Raw genomic sequence first — 21589 nt, forward strand, 5'->3', positions numbered from 1 at the left:
TTGGGGTTGGGAACAATTTTTGCCCTGGCTTTGGCACTGAGCGCTGACGCGTTTTCTTTTTCCCTGGGGCTGGGGATGACAGGGGTTAACAAAAGGCAGGTTTATTTGATCAGCCTGACCGTACTGGCATTTCACATAATCATGCCGCTGACTGGTTACTTTGCCGGTGGTTTTGTGGGCAGCTTTTTGGGCCGGTGGGCAGGTTATGTCGGAGCTGCGGTCCTGGTTCTGCTTGGGTTGAGGATGGTTTGGGAAGGGTTTTCGGAAAACCAGGAAGAAAATTTTTCCCGGTTCATCCTTACCAGTGTTTATGGTATTGTAGTATTGGGAGTAACCGTCAGTATTGATGCCCTCAGTGTGGGCTTTACACTGGGGACCCAACAGGTGGCGGTGGGCTTGGCAGCAGCAGTTATTGGGGTTGTCTCCGGGATAATGTCATTCTTTGGACTGGAATTTGGCAAAAAGGTCGGGGAATGGATGGGCCGGCGCGCTGTGGCGGCAGGCGGGTCTATCCTGGTGCTAATAGGAATAAAGCTGTTTGTGTAATGGAGTGTGGTTTGCTTGAAAATTGCTTTTGTGTGTACCGGCAATACTTGCCGCAGCATTATGGCAGAAGCACTGGCCAGACAGATTCTTGGCGAAACAGGAGAAAGCGGGAAGGCCATTCTGCTCACCTCTGCAGGACTGATGGCATACCCGGGCAGTCCGGCATCGGAACAGGCCCGTGAAGTAATGGCATGCTCGGGAATTGATATTTCTTCACATATGGCGAGACCCTTTACAGAGGCGCTTGCCAGGGAAGCAGACTTAATCCTTACCATGACCGCTGCCCATAAAAGGGCCTTGGCCGGGAAATATCCCTGGCTGGGTGCAAAGCTGTTTACCCTTGCCGAATACGCCGGCGCCCAAGGGGCCGATGTGGCTGACCCGTTTGGACAATCTGTCGGGGTATACAGGGAAAGCGCTCTGGAAATCCGGGAACTTGTGGAAAAGGTGATACATAAAATATTGCAGCAGGGAAACAAGAATTGATGTAGAATGTAAACTGTGGAAATTGTAAAGTTATGTAGAATTTCGTTAATTTGACACGGGAGGCACATATGACAGAGGCAAATATGACAAAGGAAGCTGTAACAGTGGCCATAGGTTCAGACCATGCCGGCTTCAGACTCAAAGAAGAAATAATCAGCCTGCTTCAGGAAGAAGGATATGCCTTCAGGGATTTCGGCACTTTTACCGAAGAGTCGGTGGATTACCCTGATATCGCCCTTGATGTCGCTAAAGCGGTAAAATCAGGTGAGTACCAAAGGGGAATTCTCATCTGTGGCACCGGGATAGGTATTGGGATAGCTGCCAATAAAATGGCAGGCATCCGGGCAGCATTGTGTCATGATACCTTCTCTGCAAAGGCGTCCCGGGAGCATAATGATGCTAATATCCTGACAATGGGTGAACGCATTATAGGGCCGGGCCTGGCCAGAGATATTGCCGGCGTTTGGCTGAAGACTGATTTTGCGGGCGGCCGCCATGCCAGGCGAGTGCAAAAAATTATCGATTTCGAAAAAAGCTAGTTATAACATGGGGAGGAAATTGTTGTGGATGATGAACTCTATTTTGTGAAACAGACAGACCCTGAGGTGGCCGAAGCCATTGCCAAGGAGAAACACAGGCAGCAGCACAATATTGAGCTGATAGCCTCCGAAAACTTTGTGAGCAGGGCGGTTATGGCTGCACAGGGAGCGGTCCTGACCAATAAATATGCTGAAGGGTATCCCGGTAAACGTTACTATGGCGGCTGTGAGTATGTTGACATTGTGGAAAGGCTGGCCATAGAAAGGGCTAAAGAGCTTTTTGGGGCAGAACATGCCAATGTTCAGTCACATTCGGGCGCCCAGGCAAATATGGCCGTTTATTTCGCTATGCTTAAGCCGGGAGACACAGTTCTCGGGATGAACCTAAGTCATGGCGGACACCTGACTCACGGCAGTCCGGTGAACATGTCCGGGAAATACTATAATTTCGTCCCCTATGGGGTTGAAAAGGAGACCGGAAGAATCAATTATGAAAAAATATTTGCTCTGGCCTTTGAACATAAGCCCAAAATGATTGTGGCCGGGGCCAGCGCCTATCCCAGAATCATTGATTTTGTGCAGTTAAAGGAAGCAGCTGAAGAGGTAGGGGCGATGTTGATGGTTGATATGGCTCACATTGCCGGGCTGGTGGCTGCAGACCTGCACCCATCTCCGGTTCCCCATGCTGATTTTGTGACCACAACAACACACAAAACACTGCGCGGTCCCAGAGGCGGCATGATTCTGTGCCGGGAGAAATACGGCGCAGCTATCGACAAATCAGTGTTCCCCGGAATTCAGGGCGGGCCCCTGATGCATGTGATTGCTGCCAAAGCAGTTGCCCTCAAAGAGGCCCTGACGCCGGAATTCAAGAAGTACCAGGAGCAGGTTGTTAAAAATGCCAAGACTCTGGCCGGTTTTCTGGAGCAGCGCGGATTTGAAATTGTGTCGGGTGGAACCGATAACCACCTGATGCTTGTTGACCTTAGAAATAAGGATATCACCGGGAAGGAAGCAGAAGCAGTCCTGGATAAGGTTGGGGTAACAGTTAACAAGAACGCTATTCCATTTGACCCCCAGAGCCCGTTGGTGACCAGCGGGATCAGGATTGGCACCCCAGCCGCTACCAGCAGAGGTATGGAGGAAAAAGCCATGGAAACTGTTGCTGAAATTATTGATATGGCGATTACCGGACGGGAAGATGATGCTAAACTTACCAAGGCCCGCAATATGGTGCATGACCTGTGCAATCAACACCCTTTGTATAACTAGCGAGGTGAACTTGTGAAAACAAATATGCTGGTGAATTCAGTTAACCCCCTAAAGGTGCTCACGGTATTTGGGACGCGCCCTGAAGCTATTAAAATGGCGCCTTTGGTAAAAGAAATGGAAAAGGACCCTGATATTAGCTGCAGTGTCGCGGTTACGGCACAACACCGGGAAATGCTGGACCAAGTTTTAGAATTATTCCACATTAAACCTGCATATGATTTAAATATAATGCTTCCGAATCAGACTCTTTATGAGATAACCACAAGAGCGCTGACGGGCCTGAATGAGATTTTGGAACATGAAAAACCGGATATTGTTCTGGTACATGGAGATACTACTACTACGTTTGCTGCCAGTCTTGCTGCCTTTTACCGGCAGATCAAGGTTGGACATGTTGAAGCAGGACTGCGTACCGGGAACAGGTACTCTCCATACCCGGAAGAAATGAACCGGAAGCTTACGGGTTCCATTGCCCAATACCACTTTGCGCCTACCGGTACGGCAAAGGCAAATCTGCTCAGGGAGGGTGTTAGCGCAGAGGATATCCTGATAACCGGTAATACTGTTATCGATGCCCTGTTGGCAACGGTAAAGGATGAGTTTGTCTTTGGAGACAGCGCCCTGGACAGTATTGATTATACCGGGCGCAAGGTATTTGTGGTGACAACCCACCGCCGGGAAAACCTGGGTGATCCTCTGAGAAACGTTTACCGGGCATTACGGGATGTGGTGGAAAACTACCCTGACGTAGAAATCGTTTTCCCGGTTCATAAAAACCCCAGGGTTAGGGAAATGGTCAATGAGGTACTCGGGGGGGTCCGGAGGGTCCATTTGGTTGACCCGCTGGATTATGCTCCCTTTGTTAATCTGATGAACAAGTCATATTTGGTGCTGACTGATTCCGGGGGACTGCAGGAGGAAGCCCCTTCTCTGGGCAAACCGGTGCTGGTGCTTAGAGATACCACCGAAAGGCCGGAAGCGGTTGACGTTGGAACGGTCAGGATGGTGGGTACAGATGCGGCGGCAATCTACAGCCAGTGTAAATTGCTGCTGGAAAACCGTGCAGAGTATGCCAGGATGGCAGGTGCGGTAAACCCCTACGGAGACGGTCAGGCGTGTGGGAGGATTGTCTCAGGGCTAAAATACTTTTTTGGCCTGAACCACGTCAAACCGGATGAATTTACAGTATAAAAACCTTGTGAAAAAAAATATTAAAAATTACCGTCAAAAAAAAGGAATTTGTAAAGAAAGAGAGAATATAGAGTACGTTATAAATTCTGCAGCGGTTATCCAGACATACAATGTAGACCTTCTGCCGAGGTAAAAGGTATTATGTTTATGTCTTTTTATAAGCGCATCAAAATCAAAAAATTTTGAGAATTAAGAAATATTCTCTTGTCTGACTTAATATAATTAACAACGTTAGTGCCGGCACCGGTATTACGGAAAACAGCTCTTTCCCATAAGCCCCCCCAAAAGAGGGTGTGAAAATGAAAGAAGATGAGAAAAACCAGAGCTATAAGGCTGTTGGCATTATTATGTCTGCTGGCATGACTATGGCTGTATCTGTTACAATCGGCTATTTTGCCGGGAGCTGGCTGGATAAGTATTTTGGGACAAAACCCTGGTTGACACTGATTATGTTTATACTGGGGACAGCGGCAGGCCTTAAGTCTTTGTACGACTTGGCCTTTCCCAAAAAGGGGAGGGACTAGAGCATGGCAGTCGATACTCCACGGGTTCAGCGAGGCATAGCAAAATGGTCTTTGCTGGCAACCATACTGATAGGCGGAATTTCATATTTCTTCGGACTAAAACAGTTAGCCTTCGGTTTGGTGTTTGGAGTCGGGCTGTGTATAATTAACTACAGGGTTGTTAGCGTCATACTTGATGTTGCCTTTAAGCTGGCCTCACCCGATTTGGCCAGGGTTATAAGCTTTGCCAGCTATCATGTAAGGTTTTGGCTGATTGTAATTATACTATACATAGTTATACCGAGGACCCATTACCTCTTTGCATTGGGAACCTTTATGGGTCTCCTGCTGCCCAAGATGATAATGGGAGTTTATGTGGTGCGTTATACTGAAGAAGAGTGGTGGAATAATGAGGCTGAGGCTCCGCAGGCTGATTCCGCGGAGGTAGAAGTGGAGAAACCCAAAGACCTGCCGGAGGGAATCCGTTTCCCAGGTCTTGACTTTGACGAGAGATATCAGGCTGATCCCAGGTTCAATGATCCGGACAGTAGTTAGAACCTTTAGGGGGACAGCAGTCAGAACCTTTAAGGGGATTATTGAGGGGACATTTTATAAGATATATATTACATGATATATATGATTTTAAGAGGTTTTAGCAAAGGAGGTGGGAACATTGTCAGCAGCAGCAGAGGGAGGCGGCGCAGCACATCACGGGCCTGTAGACCCATTATTTAACGTTGCTATACCAGGGACGGATTTTCATCTGCCAATATATAATTTTGTAATAACCTCCTGGGTTATTATGTTCATATTAGTATTTACTGCCTGGTTAGCCACAAAAAATATGCATCGAATGCCAAAGGGCATTCAGAACGTGTGGGAATATGCTGTAGATGGATTATACAGTTTCTTTGGCGGCATTATGGGGGAAGAAAGAGCCAGGAAGTATGGAGCGTTTTTGAGTACTTGTTTCCTTTATATACTGTTAAGCAACTACTCAGGGGTAATCCCCGGTGCAGCTATGATTAAAGGTTTTGTGCCGCCGACAAACAATGTTAGTATTACCGCAGGTTTAGCAGTTTTGGTATTTCTTTCTGTATTTTATTTTGGCATCCAGGCAAAGGGAATCGGCTTTTTCAAGCACTTCTTCCAACCGATGGCGTTCCTGTTCATTTTGAACGTAATCGAGGAATTGGTTAGACCGATATCACTCTCCCTTCGTCTATACGGGAACGTATATGGTGAAGAAACAATAATCGCCCAATTGGGTGCAATGGTACCGTTTCTTGTGCCTTTGCCCATGATGGTTTTGGGTCTTCTGACGGGGGCCATTCAGGCTCTCGTGTTTACACTATTAGCTTCAACTTATATAGCTGGAGCTACTGAAGAACATCATTAAAATTATATTTGCTAGTCTTGAGAAGGGGGGGAAAAAAATGGAACTGGTTAGCGGTTTAATCGCACTGGGTGCTGCTTTTGCAGTAGGTATTGCTGCTGTTGGTGCTGGTGTTGGTCAGGGTATTGCTTCCGGTAAAGCGTTCGAAAGTATAGCCCGTCAACCAGAGGTTAGTGGTACCATCAGAACACTTCTTTTCATTGCCTTAGCATTTATGGAAACCTTAACTATCTACGGTTTGTTGATCGCATTTATTTTGGTTGGTAAGATTGGTTAAGTGTTATTCGATCAGTTGTGTATATCAACTAAGGCGATAGAGATCAGGGAAGGTAGAACCTTGGTCTCTTTTCGCCTAAAACAGGGTTTTGAATGATTGCAGAGAGGGGGTTTTCGGATAGATGGGAGCAATTCTTGAGAGCTTGGGCTTTGAATTTCCCAAGTTCCTGTGGCAGGTAGTCAACTTCCTTATTCTATTGTTCCTTTTGAAGAAATTTGCGTATAAACCGATTCTCGATATGCTCGATGAACGCAAAAAGTCCATTGAGGATGCCATAAATAATGCTGAAACTGCCAAAAATGAAGCTGAAAAAATGCGCAAGGAATATGAGACCCGTCTGGCTGAAGCCAAGCAGGATGCCCAGGAGATAATGGCTAAAGCCACTAAGCTGGGTGAAGAAATGAAACGTGAGATTGTAGATAATGCGCAAAGCGAGGCAACAAAAGCAATTCAAAAGGCCCAGGAGGAAATTAACAGGGAAAAAGACCAGGCTATTGCTGCTCTGCGAGACGAGGTTGCTGTTCTGGCAGTAATGGCTGCCGGGCAAGTCCTTGGCAAGGCTATCAGTGTTGAAGATCATGAAAAACTGGTCAAAGAATTTGTCTCAGAGGTAGGGGATCTTAAATGCTAGAGAATGCCGTTGCCCGCAGGTATTCAAATGCTTTTTTTGCTATTGCGCAGGAAAAAGGCTTGACGGACCAGCTTGAAACAGAACTGAAGGATGTTGTTGATACCATTTACGGTAACGAGGATCTGAGAAAAGTTATGGAACACCAACTGGTGTCTCCGGAGGAAAAAAAGGCCATTATGGAAAAGGTCTTTGTCGAGGAGATTTCAGAAATAACCATTAACTTTTTGAAGGTGGTTATTGAGAAATATCGTGCTTCTTATATCCCTGCTATTTACGAGGAATTTGTTTCGTATGCCAATGAAGCACGCAATATGGCTGATGCCCAGCTTAAGTCTGCCGCAGAACTGACCGAAGCCGATATGGCTCTGATCAAGGCCAAATTGTCCGAAGCAACGGGAAAAACAGTAAGGCTCTCTTCAGAGGTAGACACCAGCCTGATAGGTGGGGTTGTGGTGCGCATCGGGGACAAGGTTATTGACAGCAGTCTGGTGGGCAGATTGGAGAAACTTAAGGAGAATCTTCTGCAAATTGAAGTCAAGGAGATAGGGGTGAGGAACTAAATGAAATTACGGCCGGAAGAAATAAGTTCGATAATTAAGCAACAGATTGAGCAATATCGAACCGAAATAGAAGTTACTGATGTCGGTACAGTTATCCAAGTAGGGGACGGTATCGCTCGGATCTACGGCCTGGAAGAGGCAATGTCCGGTGAATTGCTCGAATTCCCCGGTGGCATTTACGGTATGGCCCTCAACCTCGAAGAAGATAACATCGGATGTGTTATCATGGGGCCCTTCGCCAATATCCGGGAAGGTGACACAGTCAAGAGGACAGGCAGAATCGTTGAGGTTCCTGTTGGAGATGCCATGCTGGGCCGGGTTGTTAACGCACTGGGCCAGCCTATTGACGGAAAGGGACCGATTAATACCGATAAGTTCCGTCCTGTTGAAAAGAGGGCTGAAGGTGTAATTGAACGGAAGTCAGTTAACCAGCCAATGCAGACCGGTTTGAAGGCTATTGACTCCATGGTTCCCATCGGCCGGGGACAGCGGGAGTTAATTATCGGTGACCGCCAGACCGGAAAAACTGCTATTGCTGTTGATACCATTATTAACCAAAAAAACACAGATGTCATTTGTATATATGTAGCTATCGGCCAAAAGGCTTCAACTGTTGCCGGTGTGGTTAAGACTCTGGAAGAGCACGGCGCTATGGATTATACTATTGTAGTTGCAGCGACTGCTTCTGAGCCGGCTCCGATGCTGTTTATCGCTCCTTATGGGGGCTGTGCCATGGCTGAAGAATTTATGTATCAGGGCAAACATGTGCTGATAATTTATGATGACCTGACCAAACAGGCTGCAGCTTACAGGGAACTCTCCCTCCTGCTCCGCAGGCCGCCAGGCCGTGAGGCTTATCCCGGAGACGTTTTCTATCTGCATTCCCGCCTTCTTGAGCGGGCATCCAAGCTGAATGACGATCTGGGCGGTGGCTCAATTACCGCACTGCCCGTTATTGAGACCCAGGCAGGAGACGTTTCTGCCTATATTCCGACAAACGTTATTTCTATCACCGATGGACAGATATTCCTGGAGTCAGACCTGTTCTACTCCGGTTTCAGGCCTGCTATCTCAGTTGGTCTGTCAGTATCCCGGGTTGGTGGTTCGGCTCAGGTTAAGGCTATCAGGCAGGTTGCCGGGCGGCTTCGTCTGGACCTGGCCCAGTACCGGGAACTGCAGGCATTTGCCCAATTCGGTTCTGACCTCGACAAAGCCACCCAGGCCCGATTGGCCCGTGGTGAGAGAATGATGGAAATTCTGAAACAGGGCCAGTATAGGCCAATGGCTGTTCAGGAACAGGTTATGGTTTTGTTTACCGCCGTTAACGGATATCTTGACGACCTGCCGGTTGACAGGCTGGCTAAATTCGAAGAAGATTTCCTTAAGTTTATGCGTTCCAGTAAGCCGGAGATTGGCAAGGAAATCGTAGAAAAAGGCGTTATGAGTGATGATCTTATTGAAAAACTGAAGGGCGCCATTTTAGAATTTAAAAAGATGTTCGCTTAACTGACTGGTCTGTTATTCCAGATACAGAAATAAAGGTGGTGAGAAATCGAAATGGCAAGTGCACGCGACCTGAGACGCAGGATTAAGAGTATCAAAAGTACTCAGCAGATTACCAAAGCCATGAAAATGGTGGCTGCGGCAAATTTACGCAAGTCACAGGAGCGAGTTATAGCAGCACGCCCCTTTGCCGGGAAGATAAAAGATGTTTTATCCCGCCTGACCTCTGCTAATTCGGGTGTCAGCCACCCACTGCTGGAGGTACGTGAGCCTAACAACGTCTGTTATGTGCTGATAACGGGTGACCGGGGTTTATGTGGCGGCTATAATTCCAACATTATCCGGAGGAATGCCATGCTGCTGTATGATAAACCCGGAGCCATGGTTGCTATCGGTCGTAAAGGGCGTGACTTCTTTCGCCGCAGGGGTTATGATATAAAATCCGAGTTTGTGGGCCTTGGTGATGAGATGCCATTCGGTATTGCCAAGGAGATAGGGCAAACTCTGGTAAATTATTATGTAAAAGGCGTATTTGATGAGGTTTACCTTGTGTATACCGAATTCAAGTCTGCGATGACACAGATACCGACAACCATGAAGCTGCTGCCTGTTGAACCGCCGGCCCAAAAAGAGGGAGATAAGGGTACAAGAACAATTGACTATATTTATGAACCGGAGCCCGAAGAGCTCCTGGCCGAACTGCTGCCTAAGTATATTGAAACAACTGTATACAGAGCGCTTTTGGAGTCCAAGGCCAGTGAATATGGGGCTAGGATGACTGCAATGAGTTCGGCAACAGAGAATGCTACAGAAATGATTGACAAACTCACCCTTTCCCTGAACAGAGCGCGGCAGGCGGCAATTACCAAGGAGATTTCGGAAATTGTTGGTGGTGCAAACGCGTTAGATTAATGCGATAGGAGGGAAAACGCTTAAATGAACGTAGGTAAAGTCGTTTCGGTAGTTGGACCGGCCATCGATATTGAGTTTGAGCCGGGACAATTGCCCGAAATATACAATGCTATCAAAATAAAGAGTGAAGATCAGGATACTGTAAAATCAAGTGTTGAACTCAATGTAACCCTGGAAGTGGCCCAGCACCTCGGCAATAACCTTGTCCGCGCAGTAGCCATGAGTTCAACAGACGGTATGGTCAGGGGTATGAAGGCTATAGATACCGGAGCGCCTATTTCGATTCCGGTTGGCCGCCAGACTCTGGGCAGGCTTCTGAACGTTATCGGCGAAACTATTGACCACAAGGGTCCGGTAGAAACAGATACCTTTTATCCGATTCACCGTCCTGCCCCCGCTTTTGAGGATCAGGAAACCGCTACTGAGGTACTTGAAACCGGAATCAAGGTTGTTGACCTGCTGGCCCCATATGCCAAGGGTGGTAAAATCGGTCTCTTCGGTGGTGCCGGTGTTGGGAAAACAGTTCTTATCATGGAGCTTATCAGGAACATCGCTTATGAGCACGGTGGGTTTTCAGTGTTTGCCGGTGTTGGTGAGCGGACCCGTGAAGGTAATGACCTCTATCATGAGATGATTGACTCAGGGGTTATTGATAAAACAGCCATGGTATTCGGTCAAATGAACGAGCCGCCGGGAGCCCGTCTCCGGGTGGGGCTGTCAGGACTTACCGTTGCTGAGTACTTCCGTGATGAGGAAGGTCAGGACGTGCTTCTCTTTGTTGATAATATATTCCGTTTCACTCAGGCCGGTTCTGAGGTTTCCGCGCTGCTTGGCCGGATGCCTTCAGCGGTTGGTTACCAGCCGACCCTGGCAACTGAGATGGGTCAGCTTCAGGAGCGGATTACTTCTACCAAGAAGGGTTCCATTACATCAGTTCAGGCTATTTACGTGCCTGCTGACGACCTGACAGACCCGGCGCCGGCAACGGCGTTTGCCCACCTTGATGCAACAACGGTGCTTTCCCGTCAGATAGTTGAGTTGGGAATTTACCCTGCTGTTGACCCGCTTGACTCCTCATCCCGGGTTCTTGACCCAAGGGTTGTCGGTGAAGAGCACTATAAGGTGGCCCGGGAAGTACAGGGTGTTCTCCAGAGGTATAAAGAACTCCAGGACATTATCGCAATTCTCGGTATGGATGAATTGTCAGATGATGACAAACTAATTGTTGCCAGAGCACGGAAAATCCAGAGGTTCCTCTCACAGCCGTTCTTTGTGGCTGAGGCATTTACCGGAACCCCCGGAAAATATGTATCCCTTAAGGAAAGCATCCGCGGCTTCAAAGAGATTGTTGATGGAAAACATGATGAAATCCCCGAGCAGGCCTTCTACATGCAGGGTACAATCGATGAGGTTGTAGCCAGGGCCAAAGAGCTGGAGGGAAGTGAGTAATTATGGCTGACAGGAACGTCGTTGTTGATATAGTGACACCTGAACGCATTGTGTACAGCGAACCGGCAGATTTTCTGGTTATTCCCGGAATTGAGGGCTACCTTGGTATTCTGCCCATGCACGCTCCGATTGTGTCCGGTTTAAATATCGGTGTGTTAAAGGTAATTAAAGAGGGTAAAGAAACCAAGGTTGCTATCAGCGGCGGGTTCATGGAAGTTAATGATAACAGAGCTGTTATCCTTGCCGACACAGCAGAACGTGCTGATGAAATTGATGTAAACAGGGCCAAGGCAGCGCGGGAACGCGCTGAGCAACGACTGGCAAACAAATCTTATGACATTGATATTGCCAGGGCTGAAATGGCCTTGAGAAGGTCTGTTGCGAGGCTGAAGGCTTCGGGAAAAGAATAGGCTGTGAAAGAATCCCCCGGGTCTGGTGACAGATCCGGGAATTTTTTTATGCCTCAATAAGGTGTGTGGTTGTTCCACGCTCAGGCAGGAACTCCTCCGGGAGCGGCTGCCGCAGCGCGGCAGGCCGACCGGAGGACGTCCCGACGCCTTCGCTTAGGAACAACCACACACCTTAACTAGGGTAAAAAAAATCCCGGATATGCCGAAGTTCGGGGGATTCTTTCACGGGCTGACCAGGAATGAGGGGAGTGGCTGCCGCAGCGCGGCAGGCCGACCGGAGGACGTCCCGACGCCTTCGCTTAGGAACAACCCACCCTCCCAGCGGAATAGCGCAATGGAACCATTTGCCCTCCTTTTGGGCAAAAAACCGGATGAGCTAAATAAAGCAGGAGGATGTATAAATTCATACCAGTTTGCATAACCTATCAAAAAATCTGGGGAGGAGAGGATAGCTATGCGGGATACAATCACTTTGGGGGTTATCGGCGGTTTGTTGGGTACAGTAGGGATGCATATTACGAATATGGCGCTGCAGTTTTTCGGAATAGTGAAAATTACATCCCTGCAGGTTACTGCAGCTCTGTTTTTAAATTGGTCACAGGTTAATACAATGTATGGAAGCATAATTGGCTGGGTCAATCATCTTTTTATTGGCGCGGTAGTTGGAATTATAATTTCCCTGGTGTTTAAATATTTTGGAAAGGATTATTATTTGCTTAAAGGGTTAGGTGTCACGGGGTTAGGATATTTAGTTGGCATGGGATTTGTAATTCCGTTAATTCGTGCAGTGCCTCAAATGAGAACTGATCCGCTGACGTTGATTGGGCATATGATTTCTTATACGGTATTTGGATTAATTGCATCCTATACAATAGCCAATTATTCCAGGCATAGGATCAATTCGTAGTACATAGAGGCAATTATAGCATAATACCGGTCTAAGACGGTAATGTCGGGGTAATACTTTAAGTATAGCCCCTTTTTAGTTGGGCACAAAAAAATTGGCTGGTGGTAAAAAAATGTTTACAAGTATGGGTACAAAAAAAAGAGCGCTTTACGTATTATTAATAGGAATAATTATTACGTTAATTGGTTTATGGTATGTAGTTTGGAGGCCATTTTCTGTTAATAACGAGCCTGAAGGGGCAACTGTTGTACAGGTCTTCAGGGCATCAGGAGCCCGGTTTGCACAGCTTGACGTCAATGGATGGGAGAAGTGTGAGATTAAACCTCTTCAGGCAGATGCAGAACTGTATCTAAGCAGGCGGCTGCAAAGGTTGTTTTCTCAGGAAGAGAACCTGCCGGAAATAAAGACAGTCGGCCATAACGGAGGTTTTATAACCCAGGCTCTGGGCAAAACAGAGCAGGGGATTACCGTGCTGGCTACGATAAACGCAGCCGGTCAGCCGGAAAAGCAGCCGAGAGAGCAAGCTTTGTTTACCGTGGCCTTAAGTACCACTAACCCACATTGTTCTTATGACTTACTCTACACTATCCTTGACAATATTATGGAAGGTAACAGCTATCACCGGAGCACCGTCATCAGAGGGGAGATTTCGGGTAAAGTAAGTAATGACCAGAGGAGGAAAGTTATTCGGGACATGATTAATGAGGCTCAGGCCCATACAGTTAATGTCATGGAAAACGGCTCAATGGTAAGTGTTTCCGCACATACTTCAAAGCTGCCGGAACGGTTGACAACAGGCGGGGAGTCAGTTAATATTAATATGGCAGCCAGATATAATTCTGTCGAAAAAAAGACAATTTGGTACGTTGGATCCCCGATAATAACCAGTGAATATTAAGTGAAATCCTACAAAGATTATAATTTATTAACAGGGGGAAGAAAGTTTGGAAAAACTTGTTGTTAGGGGAGGAAAACCTTTATCCGGAAAAGTACGTGTAAGCGGAGCTAAAAATGCGGTTCTGCCTATTATCGCATCAGCGCTTCTTGCTGAAAAGGGAATCTGCCATATCAGCGGTGTCCCTTGCCTGGCTGATGTAGAGACTCTCATTGACTTGCTGAGATTCATGGGCGCCGAAGCAGCCCTGGAAGAGGAAAACCTGACAGTGAATGCTAAAACACTGACTAACACGGAGGCCCCTTATGATTATGTCAGCCAAATGAGGGCCTCTTTTCTTGTTATGGGACCTTTACTCGCCAGGTACGGCCATGCTAAGACCTTTCTCCCCGGAGGCTGTAAAATAGGGACAAGGCCAATTGACCTTCATTTGAAAGGGTTTGTAGGCCTGGGCGCTGAGATTTACAGAGAAAACGGGTTTGTGGTGGCCAAGGTTAAAGACAGGTTAAAGGGAGGCAAGATTTACCTTGATTTTCCCAGCGTAGGCGCCACGGAAAATATTATGATGGCTGCTGCTCTTGCTGATGGAATAACTCAGATTCAAAATGCCGCTGAAGAGCCTGAAATTGTTGATCTGGCAAACTTTCTGAATGCGATGGGAGCCAGAGTTACCGGGGCGGGTACGAATGTTGTTGTCATAGAGGGACAGACATCTCTTAAAGGGGCTGCGCACCAGGTTATCCCTGACAGGGTTGAAGCCGGGACTTATATGGTGGCTGCAGCCTTGACAGGTGGCGAAATATATATAGAGAATGTCATTACAGAACACCTCAAGCCTGTGATTGCCAAGCTTGAAGAGACTGGGGCAAAAGTTCAGAACGGCGGTTCCGGGGTCAAGGTTTCCGGTGCGGAAAACATAGCCCCGGTTAATATTCAAACACTGCCTTATCCGGGTTTCCCTACAGATATGCAGCCTCAAATTACAGCGCTGTTGACCAGAGCAAAGGGAACCAGTATGATAACTGAAACGGTTTTTGAGAACCGTTTTATGCATATAGAGGAACTTAGCCGGATGGGGGCAGATATCAGGGTGGATGGTCGTGTTGCCGTTGTTAAGGGTGTATCGGAGTTGAATGGTGCCAGGGTTCATGCAACTGACCTTAGGGGAGGTGCAGCCCTGATACTTGCCGGATTGGCGGCGAAGGGGGAAACAGAAATAAATTTCATTCACCATATTGACAGGGGTTATGAAAAGCTTGAGGACAAGTTTTGCCGGCTTGGCGCTGATATCAGAAGGGTGAGTGAAGGGTAAATACTGTTTGACATATACAATTAATAAAGCTCTTTTTTTGACGGGATTAGAGTATTCCCCGGGCGGATATAGAAGCGTCCTTGGGAATACCCTCATCCCGTCTTTTAAATAAAGTCAAGAAGTCCTCTTCTTCTTTAAATGGAGCATGGGTTGACCAAACACATGTTCGATGATATAATAAAGTAAAGGATTGTCAAAGTTGGGCACACTATGCAACTGGCTTAGTTTTTCAAGTGCTGCAGGATGTTTTCCGGAGACTGGATGACGCACACCAAAAATTCTTCAATAAGAGGGCCGGTTATCCACGAATAGCAAGGTTCCGTGTGCCGACGGAGATACGAATATTTATTGCCATTTAGCAGGTTTTTTGAATCTATAAGTAGAATAACATTCTTTACTTGGTATCACAATAAATCCAGCCAAGGAGTGAGCCCTTTGGAGATTGTTCTGAAAGAAATTCTCAATGAATTAAAGACAGTGAAATCACATATTAACAATTTGGAAGTTGATGTTAGAGAAATTAAAGAAAAACACGGGCAAAAATTAAATGTGTTAGAAGCAGATGTCCGGGGAATTAGGGAAGAACATGGTCAAAACTTAAATATGCTAGAGGCAGATGTGCGAGGCATCAAGGAAGAACATGGGCAAAACTTAAATATGCTAGAGGCAGATGTGCGAGTAATCAAGGGAAAACACGGGCAAAAATTACAGATATTAGAAACGGGTGTTGGGGGAATCAAAGAAGAACACGGTCAAATGCTTCGAGCTATTCTTGAAAACAAAGAAATACAAAAAGCAGAGATGGACAACCTTAAAATGGATGTTACCAAAGTTACAGGTGTCCTCAAGGGATTTGACGACAGCCTGGACTTACTTAAAAAAGCTGAATAAGACTGACCTAACCGATCCTCCCTTCTTTTCCGGAAGGGAGGTTGTTTTTTTACAAAAACGGTATCATTTCTAGTTATCTACTGGTGAAAAAAGTAAAAAAATGGTCTAGATTTGCTGTTTTTAAATATTAATAGTTGTAAAGGCCAATGGTTTTTGCCCGAAAATCGGAGGGGTTTGATGAAAAAACTGCTTATTCTGCTCATGGCTGCAGTTGTATTGCTTATAATGGGCGTGCCCGTCTGGGTAGTCGTCAGGTCTGTGGATAATGAAGAATTGGCCGGTGATGGCAGCAGCCAGCCGGAAGTCAGGGTTCTCAATGCGAAAACAGGAAAGTTAATGAAACTGCCAGTGGAAGAGTATCTTATCGGAGTGGTGGCCGCTGAGATGCCGGCAGATTTTGAGTCGGCAGCCCTGAAGGCACAGGCAATAGCTGCCAGGACCTATGCTGTCAGGAGGATGTACAGGTTTGGCGCTAAGCCCGGTGACCGGCACACTGATGCGGAGCTATGCACTGACCCGACACACTGCCAGGCATGGGAAAGCAGCGCCGAGCTGAAAGGCAAGTGGGGGAAACTTAAGTACTACGTTTACATAAACAAGATAAAGGAGGCAGTAAGAGACACCAGGGGAGTAGTAATTACTTATAATAATGAGCTGATAGATCCGGTATACCATGGTTCCTGTGGCGGAAAAGGCACCGAAAATTCGGAGGATGTTTGGACTAATATGGTCCCATATTTGAGAAGTGTTAACTGTGACACTGAATATAAGCAGTCAGAGTTTGTATATCAAAAGGAAATGTCCATGGAGAATCTGGCTGCGGAACTGGGGGAACTGTTAGCCAAGCCAGTTACTGCAGCCGCACAGCAAAGCCCGCCGATAGAAAGTGTCAGTGTCAGTTCCAGGGGCAGGCTGCAGGAAGTACGCGTATTGGGCCAGAAAATTACCGGAACCGAGTTGAGAATGATCCTAGGTCTGTCTTCAACATTACTAAAGTGGAACCTTGACGGTGACAATATTATGTTTACTTCTGCCGGGAAAGGGCATGCAGTCGGGATGTGTCAATATGGGGCCAACGGGATGGCCCTGCAGGGGAACAGCCACGAAGAAATCATCGGCCACTATTATACAGGTGTCAAACTGAAAAAAATAGCGTACTGACAGGTTCTCCGGACCTGTTTTTTTTCGCATTTATTCACCTTGCCCGCATATATATTTATTAGTAACCATGGGGGAGGTAAATACATGCAAGAATATATCAGGAAGCGCGTGTTAGACATCAGTTCCTATATACTTGAATCCAAGGCCACTGTACGGCAGGCAGCGGCGGTATTCGGAGTAAGCAAAAGCACCGTCCACAAGGACATGACGGAAAGGCTGCCAGGGATAAATAAAAAGCTGGCGCTCAAGATCAAGGATATCCTGGAATTCAATAAAGCGGAACGCCACCTCCGGGGTGGAGAAGCCACCCGAAAAAAATATCAGGATATGATGGATTAATACAAAAAAAAGAGGAATTTCCCCTAAGGTGTAGAATTAATTAAGTTAGCAAAATCTGGGCACTTTGTGTGCTAAATTCCTATACATGTATTTCTATTCATACACTGAAAGGGGAAAACTTAATGTTCTGGTTTGGCAATGACATCGGTGTTGACCTGGGAACAGCCAGTGTGTTAGTGTTTGTTAAGGGTAAGGGCATTGTATTAAAAGAGCCGTCTGTGGTGGCTATGGATAAGGATTCAGGACAAATTATCGCTTTGGGGGAGGAAGCCAGGAGGATGCTGGGACGTACCCCGGGCAATATTGTGGCAACCCGCCCCCTTCGCGAAGGTGTGATCGCAGATTATGACGTAACCGAGAAAATGCTGCGTTATTTTATAACCAAGGCTTGTGGACGGAGCTTTTTTTTCCGGCCCAGGATAATGGTCTGTATTCCTTCAGGGGTGACCGGTGTTGAGGAACGTGCTGTCAGGCAGGCGGCTTTACAGGCCGGGGCCAGACAGGCTCACCTGATAGAAGAACCTTTGGCTGCTGCCCTTGGTGCGGGATTGGAGATTTCCGAACCAAGCGGTTGCATGGTAGTCGATATTGGCGGCGGCACCACCGATGTAGCAGTGCTTTCCCTGGGAGGCATTGTTACCAGCGCTTCGCTGAGGGTCGGGGGGGACAAGTTCGATGAATCAATTGTCAGGTTTATCCGCCGGGAATTTAACCTGATGATTGGGGAGCGGACAGCCGAAGAACTCAAAATAAATATTGGGACAGCCTATCCTCAGGGAAGGACTGAGAACAATGAAATGGATATCAGGGGTCGCGATCTGGTTAGCGGGCTGCCTAAAACTGTTAATGTTTCCAGCCAACAGACCTTTGAAGCCATGCAGGAAACGGTGGAAGCTGTTGTCAGCGCAGTCAAGGAGGTACTGGAAAAAACTCCCCCTGAGCTTTCGGCAGACATAATTAATAAAGGCATAGTCATGACCGGCGGCGGTTCCCTGCTGAACGGCCTGGATACCCTGATTAGTAAAGAGACTTCCCTTCCGGTTTATGTAGCTGATGACCCGCTTTCATGTGTCGCCCTGGGTACCGGAAAAGCGCTTTCCATGATAGGTGTGCTGCCGGAAAACAAACTGGCAAGAAAAGTCATGTAAAAGGAGGTGAAACAGACGCTATGATCAGAGGGCTTTATACTTCAGCTTCCGGGATGTTAACCGAACTGACCAGAAATGATGTAACCTCAAACAACCTGGCAAATGTAAATACAACGGGGTACAAAAAGGATATGGCAGTAAACAGCGATTTTGCCCAGATGCTGCTGCGAAGGGTGGACGACCAGAAGCAGACTGATATTTCACAACGGCCGGTAATAGGAGCGCTGGGTACGGGAGCAATTGTTGACGAAATTGTTACCATACATGAACAGGGCCAACTTCGTGAAAGCTCCAATCCTCTTGACCTGGCAATATCAGGTGAAGGGTACTTTGTGGTTCAGAACGACAATGGGACCTATTACACCAGGAATGGAAGTTTCACGGTTGACAGTCAGGGTTATCTGGTAACATCCCAGGGAGATATGGTACTTGGACAGGCAGGCCCCATCATACTGGGTGATGCCGGTGAGGTGGCTGTGGACGGCTCGGGGAATATTTCGGTTAATGGTGAAAATATCGGGGCACTAAGACTGGTGACAGCTGCAAACCCGCAGGAGATGACAAAGGTCGGGGATTCGCTGTTTACCGGTGGACAGGCTGTTGATGGGATTAATGGACAGGTTAAACAGAAGTTTATCGAGTCATCCAATGTCAACGTAATTACAGAAATGGTCAATATGATTGCAACAATGCGTGCATATGAGGCTAACCAGAAAATAATTTCCGGACATGACAATAGCTTGAGCCAGGCAATGGATGTAGGCAGGTTAAGGTAATCGAAAGGGCCGGACCGCATAGCGGAGGCCTCTCAGCCGCCGAACGATTGAGGCGGTGTACTGTCAGTTAAGTTAACCTCGTCAGGACTTAAACCTGAAAGAGGTTTGCCAAAGGAGGGAGAGCCTTGTTACAGGCACTGTGGTCAGCAAGCTCAGGCATGCTTGCTCAGCAGATATCAATGGACAATGTTGCCAACAATGTTGCCAATGTGAATACAACCGGTTACAAGAAAAACCGTACCGAATTCCAGGACCTTCTGTACTCTCAGGTTAGGGAACCGGGAATAGAATTGCGCAACGGTCAGGTTATCGGAAACGGGCTGCAGGTGGGTAGTGGTGTCAGGCCTGCCGCGACCCTGATGATGTTTGATCAGGGTGTGCTGCAGCAAACGGACAGTCCCACCGATTTTTCCATTTCCGGAAACGGTTTTTTTGAAGTAATCATGCCAGATGGGTCCCGGGCTTATACCCGGGATGGAGAATTCAAGATTGACGGGGACGGATACCTGGTTACCTCTCAGGGGTATATAGTCAACATGGAAGCTGAAGACGGCGGACTGATGACCTTTACAGAGGGAACCGGTCAAGTCAATATTGGGTCAAATGGGGCTATCTATCAGGACAGGGAGCTTTTTCAGCTGGAGGCTTATACCTTTACCGGAGACGGGGCGCTGGAAAAACTGGAGTCAGGATTGATGCGGCCTACTGATGAATCAGGTGAGGCAATGCTTCTATCTGAAATAGAATTTGAAGATGAGGAAGAACTCATTGATGAGGAAGGCAACCCGATAGCCTCTGCAGAGAAAGAAGTTTATCAGACCTATTATCAGGTAATTCTTCCAGACGGGGAAACGGCTTATACTGCCCAGAACAGTTTCAAAATAGATGAAGAGGGCAGGCTGGTAACCATAGACGGGGGGTATCCCCTGGAGCCTGAGGTTTTTATTGATTTGGAAGCCGGGGAACTTCCGCTGCAGGCAGGGAATGTTGTTTCTGCCGATAGTGAGGGAATGGTCAGAATCCCCACTGAGATGGGGAGGTTGAGCATTGTGCAGTTTGCCAACCCGGCAGGACTTGAAAAGACAGGTTCCAATCTATATATTCAGACTGATAATTCAGGCGCTGCCCAGCAGGCAGCTGATTTCAAACTGAGTCAGGGCTCTTTGGAGTTGTCAAATGTGCAGGTTGCCGAAGAAATGGTTAATATGATGATGGCCCAGAGGGCATATGAAATGAGCTCCCGCTCAATAAAGACTGCTGATGAAATGCTGGGAATGGCCAATACGCTGTTCAGGAGATAAGCAGGCAAACTGAAAGCAGGTGGTTTTGATGAAGATTGACGGCCTTGGCGCAGCGCTGCCGCAAACAGTTCCGGTTGAGGGCGGCAGGCCTGTGGAAGAAGGTTTCAGGGATATTTTTGACAAGGCATTGGCATCCAAGGAAGATAAAGAATTGCAGGAAGCTGCCAAGCAAATGGAGGCCATGTTTATTTACCAGATGTATTCCCAGATGAGGAAGACGGTTGATAAAGGCGGCTTGCTTGAGCAGTCCATGGGAGAAGAGATATTCACCGGAATGCTTGATTATGAGATAAGTTCCAAGGCTGCCGAGAGAGGGAAGCTCGGCCTTGCTGAGATGATATATCAGCAGTTTGCGAGGAAGTAGAAAAAATCAGCAACAAAATAACAAATGGGCAGCAGCAAACCCTCACCGGGATAAGTTCCACAGGTGGGGGTTTTAGTTTTAGCAATTGACACCAGGGAATTATGGCATTACAATGTAATTACAATATTGATCTTATCAAGGGGGTCGCCATATGCAAAGTCATATTATCAGAATCGGCAATTCCAGGGGTGTACGCATTCCTGCACATATTCTCAGGCAGTGTCAAATCAAAGACCAGATAAGTATTGAGGTAGTGGATGATAAAATTGTTATATCTGCTGCTGAAAAGCCCCGCAAAGGGTGGGAGGAGCAATTCAGGCTGATGCATAAGAACGGTGATGACAAAATGCTTATTGATGATACTATCAAGGCAGGGGAGGAAGATGACTGGACATGGTAGTGCATCAGTATGAGATATTTTGGGTCAACTTGGACCCGACAATGGGGTCTGAAATAAAAAAAACCAGACCGTGCCTGATTATCTCGCCGGACGAGATGAACCGCCACCTGAATACTGTATTGGCAGCACCGATGACAACCAAAACGAAAAACTATCCAACCAGGATAAAAGTGAATTTTGCCGGGAAAACAGGCTGGATAGCGCTTGACCAAATAAGGTGTATTGATAAGATCCGCCTGGTAAACAAAGCAGAGGAACTGGATCAGGACACCATCACATTGGTTAAAAATAAAATAATGGAAATGCTTGTTGAGTGAACCTCCCCCACCTATACTTCGTGTAAAGGATGGGGGCTTCCGGCTAGCTCAGAATGCATGTCTCATCGGCATCTCAGTTTCAAGTCGCCTCACCTGATGGGTG

The 21589-nt window shown here is 47.2% G+C and carries 27 protein-coding genes; all 27 read left to right on the forward strand.

What is annotated here, in order from left to right; all coding sequences use genetic code 11:
• The 27 genes from Ga0451573_RS11280 (at position 1) to Ga0451573_RS11410 (ending at position 21486) form a co-directional block, all read left to right on the forward strand.
• Complete coding sequence (locus Ga0451573_RS11280) at positions 1–546, forward strand: manganese efflux pump MntP (protein ID WP_231684226.1); 546 nt, start codon at positions 1–3, stop codon at positions 544–546.
• A 15-nt stretch (positions 547–561) separates the two neighbouring features.
• A complete protein-coding gene (locus Ga0451573_RS11285) occupies positions 562–1032 on the forward strand; it encodes a low molecular weight protein arginine phosphatase (protein ID WP_269438237.1) in 471 nt (156 codons plus the stop codon).
• Between the two features lie 68 nt (positions 1033–1100).
• Positions 1101–1571 carry a ribose 5-phosphate isomerase B gene (gene rpiB / locus Ga0451573_RS11290; protein WP_231684228.1) on the forward strand — a complete coding sequence of 157 codons (471 nt, stop codon included), beginning with the start codon at positions 1101–1103 and terminating at the stop codon, positions 1569–1571.
• 24 nt (positions 1572–1595) lie between these two features.
• A complete protein-coding gene (glyA, locus tag Ga0451573_RS11295; protein WP_331459413.1) occupies positions 1596–2843 on the forward strand; it encodes a serine hydroxymethyltransferase in 1248 nt (415 codons plus the stop codon).
• Between the two features lie 24 nt (positions 2844–2867).
• On the forward strand, positions 2868–4034 hold the full coding sequence (wecB, locus tag Ga0451573_RS11300; protein WP_231684262.1) for a non-hydrolyzing UDP-N-acetylglucosamine 2-epimerase: 1167 nt from the start codon (positions 2868–2870) through the stop codon (positions 4032–4034).
• Between the two features lie 299 nt (positions 4035–4333).
• Positions 4334–4558 (forward strand): AtpZ/AtpI family protein, encoded by a 225-nt coding sequence (locus Ga0451573_RS11305; protein WP_231684229.1) that lies wholly within the window; start codon positions 4334–4336, stop codon positions 4556–4558.
• 3 nt (positions 4559–4561) lie between these two features.
• Positions 4562–5092, forward strand: a complete 531-nt coding sequence (locus Ga0451573_RS11310; protein ID WP_231684230.1) for a hypothetical protein — start codon at positions 4562–4564, stop codon at positions 5090–5092.
• A 118-nt stretch (positions 5093–5210) separates the two neighbouring features.
• A complete protein-coding gene (gene atpB / locus Ga0451573_RS11315) occupies positions 5211–5936 on the forward strand; it encodes a F0F1 ATP synthase subunit A (RefSeq protein ID WP_231684231.1) in 726 nt (241 codons plus the stop codon).
• A 37-nt stretch (positions 5937–5973) separates the two neighbouring features.
• Positions 5974–6210: an ATP synthase F0 subunit C gene (atpE, locus tag Ga0451573_RS11320; RefSeq protein WP_231684232.1), complete on the forward strand. Its 237-nt coding sequence runs from the start codon at positions 5974–5976 to the stop codon at positions 6208–6210.
• Between the two features lie 121 nt (positions 6211–6331).
• On the forward strand, positions 6332–6841 hold the full coding sequence (gene atpF / locus Ga0451573_RS11325; RefSeq protein ID WP_231684233.1) for a F0F1 ATP synthase subunit B: 510 nt from the start codon (positions 6332–6334) through the stop codon (positions 6839–6841).
• Positions 6835–7401, forward strand: coding sequence for a F0F1 ATP synthase subunit delta (locus tag Ga0451573_RS11330; protein ID WP_231684234.1), 567 nt, complete (start codon positions 6835–6837; stop codon positions 7399–7401). Before atpF ends, Ga0451573_RS11330 begins: the two co-directional genes overlap by 7 nt.
• Positions 7402–8907, forward strand: coding sequence for a F0F1 ATP synthase subunit alpha (gene atpA, locus Ga0451573_RS11335; RefSeq protein ID WP_231684235.1), 1506 nt, complete (start codon positions 7402–7404; stop codon positions 8905–8907).
• 51 nt (positions 8908–8958) lie between these two features.
• Positions 8959–9816 carry an ATP synthase F1 subunit gamma gene (atpG, locus tag Ga0451573_RS11340; RefSeq protein WP_231684236.1) on the forward strand — a complete coding sequence of 286 codons (858 nt, stop codon included), beginning with the start codon at positions 8959–8961 and terminating at the stop codon, positions 9814–9816.
• Positions 9817–9840: 24 nt separating this feature from the next.
• Positions 9841–11265, forward strand: coding sequence for a F0F1 ATP synthase subunit beta (atpD, locus tag Ga0451573_RS11345; RefSeq protein ID WP_231684237.1), 1425 nt, complete (start codon positions 9841–9843; stop codon positions 11263–11265).
• A 2-nt stretch (positions 11266–11267) separates the two neighbouring features.
• Positions 11268–11675, forward strand: a complete 408-nt coding sequence (locus Ga0451573_RS11350; protein WP_231684238.1) for a F0F1 ATP synthase subunit epsilon — start codon at positions 11268–11270, stop codon at positions 11673–11675.
• 472 nt (positions 11676–12147) lie between these two features.
• A complete protein-coding gene (locus Ga0451573_RS11355) occupies positions 12148–12582 on the forward strand; it encodes a hypothetical protein (RefSeq protein ID WP_231684239.1) in 435 nt (144 codons plus the stop codon).
• Between the two features lie 112 nt (positions 12583–12694).
• Positions 12695–13480, forward strand: a complete 786-nt coding sequence (locus Ga0451573_RS11360) for a YwmB family TATA-box binding protein (protein WP_231684240.1) — start codon at positions 12695–12697, stop codon at positions 13478–13480.
• 46 nt (positions 13481–13526) lie between these two features.
• The gene (murA, locus tag Ga0451573_RS11365; protein ID WP_231684241.1) at positions 13527–14789 is read left to right on the forward strand and encodes a UDP-N-acetylglucosamine 1-carboxyvinyltransferase; all 1263 of its coding nucleotides are present in this window, start codon (positions 13527–13529) and stop codon (positions 14787–14789) included.
• 435 nt (positions 14790–15224) lie between these two features.
• The gene (locus tag Ga0451573_RS11370; protein ID WP_231684242.1) at positions 15225–15680 is read left to right on the forward strand and encodes a hypothetical protein; all 456 of its coding nucleotides are present in this window, start codon (positions 15225–15227) and stop codon (positions 15678–15680) included.
• 177 nt (positions 15681–15857) lie between these two features.
• Positions 15858–16841, forward strand: coding sequence for a stage II sporulation protein D (gene spoIID / locus Ga0451573_RS11375; RefSeq protein WP_231684243.1), 984 nt, complete (start codon positions 15858–15860; stop codon positions 16839–16841).
• Between the two features lie 84 nt (positions 16842–16925).
• Positions 16926–17180 (forward strand): sporulation transcriptional regulator SpoIIID, encoded by a 255-nt coding sequence (gene spoIIID, locus Ga0451573_RS11380; protein WP_231684244.1) that lies wholly within the window; start codon positions 16926–16928, stop codon positions 17178–17180.
• A 122-nt stretch (positions 17181–17302) separates the two neighbouring features.
• On the forward strand, positions 17303–18328 hold the full coding sequence (locus tag Ga0451573_RS11385; protein WP_231684245.1) for a rod shape-determining protein: 1026 nt from the start codon (positions 17303–17305) through the stop codon (positions 18326–18328).
• A gap of 20 nt (positions 18329–18348) precedes the next feature.
• A complete protein-coding gene (gene flgF / locus Ga0451573_RS11390; protein ID WP_231684246.1) occupies positions 18349–19104 on the forward strand; it encodes a flagellar basal-body rod protein FlgF in 756 nt (251 codons plus the stop codon).
• A 125-nt stretch (positions 19105–19229) separates the two neighbouring features.
• The gene (locus tag Ga0451573_RS11395) at positions 19230–20405 is read left to right on the forward strand and encodes a flagellar hook-basal body protein (RefSeq protein ID WP_231684247.1); all 1176 of its coding nucleotides are present in this window, start codon (positions 19230–19232) and stop codon (positions 20403–20405) included.
• Between the two features lie 28 nt (positions 20406–20433).
• Complete coding sequence (locus Ga0451573_RS11400; protein ID WP_231684248.1) at positions 20434–20769, forward strand: rod-binding protein; 336 nt, start codon at positions 20434–20436, stop codon at positions 20767–20769.
• Positions 20770–20920: 151 nt separating this feature from the next.
• Positions 20921–21169, forward strand: coding sequence for an AbrB/MazE/SpoVT family DNA-binding domain-containing protein (locus Ga0451573_RS11405; protein ID WP_231684249.1), 249 nt, complete (start codon positions 20921–20923; stop codon positions 21167–21169).
• Positions 21163–21486: a type II toxin-antitoxin system PemK/MazF family toxin gene (locus Ga0451573_RS11410; protein ID WP_231684250.1), complete on the forward strand. Its 324-nt coding sequence runs from the start codon at positions 21163–21165 to the stop codon at positions 21484–21486. The genes Ga0451573_RS11405 and Ga0451573_RS11410 overlap by 7 nt, the downstream gene beginning before the upstream one ends.
• The last annotated feature ends 103 nt before the right edge of the window (positions 21487–21589 follow it).

The organism is Phosphitispora fastidiosa (genome assembly GCF_019008365.1).
Lineage (GTDB): Bacteria > Bacillota > Thermincolia > Thermincolales > UBA2595 > Phosphitispora > Phosphitispora fastidiosa.